Here is a 4,796-nt window from a genome sequence, read left to right as displayed (position 1 = left end):
CAACGGCCGGGCCGGCACCGGGTACCCCCCTGGCCCCCGGCGCGCCCCCCCCGGGGGGGCCCCCACCCCCGTGGGGGGGGGGGGGGCCCCCCCCCCCGGGGGGGGGGCCGCCCGGCGGCCGTTTCCCTTTCCGGGTACGCCCGGGCAGCAGGCACTGCCGGGTACGCCCGGGCAGCAAGCACTGCCGGGTACGCCCGGAAGCCCGCGCCGCGGGTACGCCCGACACAGCTGCGCTGAGAGCGAACAGTGCCCCGACCGGGACTCTGCCGCCCCGCACAGCGGTTAGTGTCGGGAAAGACGGTACGGAGAGCGAAGGGCTGCCATGACCGACATGCACATCCCCAAGAAGTCGCTCCGGGCGATTGACGCGCGCGGTGGCGACTCCATTGGCAACCTCGACGACTCGGTCTACAACCGGTTGCTCAAGGAGCGCATCATCTTCCTGGGCAGTGAGGTGACCGACCAGGTCGCCAACCGCATCTGCGCGCAGCTGCTGCTGCTCGCCGCGGAGGACCCGGACCGCGACATCAACCTGTGGATCAACTCGCCGGGTGGCTCGGTCTACTCCGGCATGGCGATCTACGACACCATGCAGTTCATCGACAACGACGTGTCGACCGTGGCGATGGGCATGGCTGCCTCGATGGGCCAGCTGCTGCTCTGCGCGGGCACCAAGGGCAAGCGGTACGCCCTGCCCCACGCACGGATCATGATGCACCAGCCGTCCGGTGGTCTGGGCGGCACGGCGTCCGACATCGCCATCCAGGCGGAGCAGATGCTCTACACGAAGCGGATGTTCCAGGAGCGGGTCGCGCACCACACCGGCCAGAGCCAGTCGCAGATCGAGGCCGACTCGGACCGGGACCGTTGGTTCACCGCCCAGGAGGCCATGGACTACGGCTTCATCGACAAGGTGATCATCGGGGCCGCACAGGTTCCTGATGGCGCCGGGACCCTGAGCTGAGGAGCTGACGATGACCGATCTGAGCCTGCCGCCCCAGTTCGCGGCCGTGCACAACCGCTACGTGCTGCCGTCGTTCGTCGAGCGCACGTCGTACGGGGTCAAGGAGTCGAACCCGTACAACAAGCTCTTCGAGGACCGGATCATCTTCCTCGGCGTCCAGGTGGACGACGCGTCGGCCAACGACGTGATGGCCCAGCTGCTGACGCTCGAGGGCACCGATCCGGACCGCGACATCATCATGTACATCAACTCGCCGGGTGGGTCGTTCACCGCCATGACGGCGATCTACGACACCATGCAGTACGTCCGTCCGGACATCTCGACGGTCTGCCTCGGGCAGGCGGCGAGCGCGGCGGCCGTGCTGCTGTCGGCGGGCACTCCGGGTAAGCGGATGGCCCTGCCGAACTCGCGGATCATCATCCACCAGCCGGCCACCGAGGGCGGCTACGGGCAGGGCTCGGACATCGAGATCCAGGCCCGGGAGATCCTGCGGATGCGTACGCAGCTGGAGGACATGCTGTCCCGCCACTGCAACCGCCCGATCGAGCAGGTTCGCAAGGACATCGACCGTGACAAGATCATGACGGCCGAGGAGTCCAAGGAGTACGGGCTGGTCGACACGATTCTGACCAGTCGCAAGAAGGGTCTGCTGGCGGCCAACGCCGCCCGCTGAGCAGCATCGGGTCAGAGGTTGGCCGGGGCTCCGTTCCTGGCCGACCTCTGACACACCCGTTTTGGGGGTCGGAGAATGCCCCGCCAGCGGGTAACGTCGGGTCCGTACCGCTTCGCCGGTTCGGCCGGCGGCGCGAACTAAGCCGGACGGCGCGCAACGTCCGCAGGTCAGGGCCGGGTCTCCGGCCGATGAGTGCAGGGAGAACGTAGGTGGCACGGATCGGTGACGGCGGCGACCTACTGAAATGCTCCTTCTGCGGCAAGTCGCAGAAGCAGGTCAAGAAGCTCATCGCGGGCCCAGGGGTCTACATCTGCGACGAGTGCATCGATCTCTGCAACGAGATCATCGAAGAGGAGCTGGCCGAGTCCGGCGAGGTGAAGTGGGAAGAGCTTCCCAAGCCGATGGAGATCTGCCAGTTCCTCGACACCTACGTCGTGGGTCAGGATCAGGCCAAGAAGGCACTCGCCGTCGCGGTCTACAACCACTACAAGCGGATCCAGGCCGAGGCGGCTGGTGCGCCGGGCTCCGGCAGTGACGCCGTCGAGCTGGCCAAGTCCAACATCCTGCTGCTCGGCCCGACCGGGTGCGGCAAGACCCACCTGGCCCAGACCCTCGCCCGGATGTTGAACGTCCCGTTCGCCATCGCCGACGCCACCGCGCTGACCGAGGCGGGCTACGTCGGCGAGGACGTGGAGAACATCCTCCTCAAGCTGATCCAGGCCGCCGACTACGACATCAAGCGCGCCGAGACCGGCATCATCTACATCGACGAGGTCGACAAGATCGCCCGCAAGTCGGAAAATCCGTCGATCACGCGGGACGTCTCCGGTGAGGGCGTGCAGCAGGCCCTGCTCAAGATGCTCGAGGGCACGGTGGCCAACGTGCCGCCACAGGGCGGCCGTAAGCACCCACACCAGGAGTTCATCCAGATCGACACCACGAACGTGCTGTTCATCTGTGGTGGCGCGTTCGCCGGCCTCGACCAGATCATCGAGTCCCGCACCGGGCAGGGCGGCACCGGCTTCGGTGCCCGGCTCCGGTCGGTGTCCGAGCGGTCGACCGACGACATCTTCAGCCAGGTCATGCCGGAAGACATGCTCAAGTTCGGGCTGATCCCCGAGTTCGTCGGCCGGCTGCCGGTGATCACCAACGTGCGCAGCCTGGACCGCAGCGCCCTCGTGCGCATCCTCACCGAGCCGCGCAACGCCCTCGTCCGGCAGTACCAGCGCCTGTTCGAGCTGGACGGTGTCGAGCTCGAGTTCGACGAGCCGGCGCTGGAGGCCATCGCCGATCAGGCGATGCTGCGGGGCACCGGTGCCCGTGGTCTGCGGGCCATCATCGAGGAGGTTCTGCTCTCCGCGATGTACGAGGTGCCGAGCAACCCCGACGCCGCCCGCGTGCTGATCACCCGTGAGGTCGTCCTGGAGAACGTCAACCCCACGATCGTGCCGCGTGAGTTCACCGGGCGTCGGGCTCGGCGCGACCGCGAAGAGAAGTCCGCCTGATCCTTCCCGCGTCACGCCGGCCGTTCGATCCTGAGCGGCCGGCGTGATCGTGTTCGGCGCCGCTCGCCCGTGATCACCCGCGCCGGCCGAGACCGTGACGCTGTCCGTCAGCGCCCTCCAGCCGTACCCTTTGCTCATGCGTGTCGCCGTCTGCCAGTTGAACGCCCGGGACGACCGTAAGGCCAACCTGGCGGCCGCGGAGGCCCTACTGGAGCGCGCCGCCGCCAGCGGCGCGGACCTGGCCGTCCTCCCGGAGTACGTCGACTACCTGGGTCCCGCCGCCGGGCTGCCCGAACCGGAGCCGGTCGACGGGGAGGTGGGCAGCTTCTTCGCCGGGGTCGCCCGACGGCTCGGGATCTGGCTGGTGGCCGGCTCGTTCCACGAGGCCGGCCCCGACCCGGACCACACCTGGAACACCTCGCTGGTCTTCGACCGTGCCGGCAGCCTGGCCGCGAGCTATCGCAAGATCCACCTGTACGACGTGGAGATCCCCGGTCGGGTCTCCTACCGGGAGTCGGCGAGTGTGGCGCCCGGCGCCCAACCGGTGGTGGTCGACGTCGAGGGGCTGCGGGTCGGCCTGTCGATCTGCTACGACCTGCGCTTCCCGGAGCTGTACCGGCTGCTCGCGTCCGATGGGGGCGCGCAACTGCTGGTGGTTCCGGCCGCGTTCATGATGCACACCGGGCGGGACCACTGGGAGGTCCTGCTGCGGGCCAGGGCGATCGAGAACCAGTGTTTCGTGGCGGCGGCCGGCCAGATCGGCGACCACGAGCCGGGTCGCACCTGTTTCGGCCGCAGCATGGTGGTCGACCCGTGGGGGACGGTCGTCGGCCAGGTGCCGGACGGCCCCGGGGTTTCCGTCGTCGACCTGGAACTCGACCGACTCGACGCGATCCGCGCCGAGCTGCCCAGCCTGGCCAACCGCCGGCTCTGAGCCTCAGCCCTCCAGCAGGACGCCGATCACCGCAAACCCGGCGATGGCCGCTGCGGTGACCAGCAGCGCGGTGGTCATCCGGGACCTGCCCCTTCGGGCCAGACGTCCCACCGAGAGCACGAGTACGACCAGCACGACCGCACCGATCACCACCTGCCAGAACGGCCCGATGAGGCCGAGCAGCGCCTCCTCGGCGAACACCCTGGCGCCGTGCCCGGACTCATCCATGACTGACACTCTGGCACGTCGAGGCGGCCCGCGTCCTCGGCTGCGCCGGGGACCGTCGCGTGCTCGTCGTCCGAACCAGTGATGAACCCTGATTTGCCTTCTCCCGGCCGTCCGCGTAACTTTCTCTCTGCACGGGGGAGGCCGGACAAACCGGCCGAGAACGGGCGCCAGGCTCGTGGCGGGAACGCCGAGCGAGACTGAGGATCGGGCGGTGCGGAACACTCCGGAAACGGGGTTGCGAACGCGGAGCCGACCGGGTAGAGTTCTGAAGCCGGCAGGAGCCGGGCGGAGAGCCGCGACGCGGTGATCGGCCGGTCTGCGGCTTCCCACGACAGAAACGAACGTCGGCGACGACGTGCGTCATCGTGGACTCGAACAAGTAAGACTATCCGAGCTCTCGGGTGAAGCACGACGAACCGCGAAATATCGGTTTGACACGGCGGAAACGAGCGGGTAACGTAGTAAAAGTGCCTGGCGCTGGAAAGCGTTGGG

Annotated in this window: 5 protein-coding genes; 4 read left to right on the top strand and 1 reads right to left on the bottom strand. The window is 68.4% G+C overall.

Features of this window, described 5'->3' with window-relative positions; genetic code table 11:
- The first annotated feature begins 322 nt into the window (after nucleotides 1-322).
- The 4 genes from ACFYL6_RS33110 (at nucleotide 323) to ACFYL6_RS33095 (ending at nucleotide 4,076) form a co-directional block, all read left to right on the top strand.
- Complete coding sequence (locus ACFYL6_RS33110) at nucleotides 323-964, top strand: ATP-dependent Clp protease proteolytic subunit (protein WP_007464111.1); 642 nt, start codon at nucleotides 323-325, stop codon at nucleotides 962-964.
- A gap of 10 nt (nucleotides 965-974) precedes the next feature.
- Nucleotides 975-1,637 carry an ATP-dependent Clp protease proteolytic subunit gene (locus tag ACFYL6_RS33105; protein ID WP_030333536.1) on the top strand — a complete coding sequence of 221 codons (663 nt, stop codon included), beginning with the start codon at nucleotides 975-977 and terminating at the stop codon, nucleotides 1,635-1,637.
- A 209-nt stretch (nucleotides 1,638-1,846) separates the two neighbouring features.
- Complete coding sequence (gene clpX / locus ACFYL6_RS33100; RefSeq protein ID WP_030333537.1) at nucleotides 1,847-3,142, top strand: ATP-dependent Clp protease ATP-binding subunit ClpX; 1,296 nt, start codon at nucleotides 1,847-1,849, stop codon at nucleotides 3,140-3,142.
- Nucleotides 3,143-3,278: 136 nt separating this feature from the next.
- Complete coding sequence (locus ACFYL6_RS33095) at nucleotides 3,279-4,076, top strand: carbon-nitrogen hydrolase family protein (RefSeq protein ID WP_387177148.1); 798 nt, start codon at nucleotides 3,279-3,281, stop codon at nucleotides 4,074-4,076.
- 3 nt (nucleotides 4,077-4,079) lie between these two features.
- Here the strand turns inward: ACFYL6_RS33095 and ACFYL6_RS33090 are convergent, their stop codons facing one another.
- Nucleotides 4,080-4,304 carry a hypothetical protein gene (locus ACFYL6_RS33090; protein ID WP_112584164.1) on the bottom strand — a complete coding sequence of 75 codons (225 nt, stop codon included), beginning with the start codon at nucleotides 4,302-4,304 and terminating at the stop codon, nucleotides 4,080-4,082.
- Nucleotides 4,305-4,796 lie beyond the last annotated feature (492 nt).

The sequence above is a fragment of the Micromonospora sp. NPDC007208 genome, from assembly GCF_042869175.1.
Lineage (GTDB): Bacteria > Actinomycetota > Actinomycetes > Mycobacteriales > Micromonosporaceae > Micromonospora > Micromonospora foliorum.
Note: the sequence above shows the minus strand (reverse complement) of the source record. Positions and strands in the feature narration are given on the sequence as shown.

Bases quoted from the DNA above. Each gene is read 5' to 3' on its own strand.
- ACFYL6_RS33110 (WP_007464111.1), top strand. From the start codon at position 323: ATGACCGACATGCACATCCCCAAGAAGTCGCTCCGGGCGATTGACGCG.
- ACFYL6_RS33105 (WP_030333536.1), top strand. From the start codon at position 975: ATGACCGATCTGAGCCTGCCGCCCCAGTTCGCGGCCGTGCACAACCGC.
- ACFYL6_RS33095 (WP_387177148.1), top strand. From the start codon at position 3,279: ATGCGTGTCGCCGTCTGCCAGTTGAACGCCCGGGACGACCGTAAGGCC.
- ACFYL6_RS33090 (WP_112584164.1), bottom strand. From the start codon at position 4,304: ATGGATGAGTCCGGGCACGGCGCCAGGGTGTTCGCCGAGGAGGCGCTG.